Origin of the sequence: Streptomyces sp. CA2R106 (genome assembly GCF_037034245.1) — a bacterium.
GTDB lineage: Bacteria > Actinomycetota > Actinomycetes > Streptomycetales > Streptomycetaceae > Actinacidiphila.
Window position 1 is genome coordinate 1 of the sequence record NZ_JBAGKC010000254.1, and the last position, 201, is coordinate 201.

At 70.6% G+C, this 201-nt stretch carries 1 protein-coding gene; it reads left to right on the forward strand.

The window, feature by feature from the left end; all coding sequences use genetic code 11:
• Window positions 1-201 (forward strand): GTP-binding protein (locus tag WA788_RS35990; RefSeq protein ID WP_335984786.1); only part of this gene is annotated, 201 nt, incomplete at both ends.

Below are 201 nucleotides of genomic sequence, written 5' to 3' on the forward strand. Positions count from 1 at the left end.
GAACTCGCCGTCGTCCTGGTCGACGCCCGCAACGGCGTCGTCGAACAGACCCGCCGCCACGCCGCCGTCGCCGCACTGCTGCGCGTGCCGCACGTCGTCCTCGCCGTCAACAAGATGGACCTCGTCGACCACGCCGAACCCGTCTTCGCCGCCATCGCCGAGGAGTTCACCGCCTACACCGACTCCCTCGGCATCCCGGAC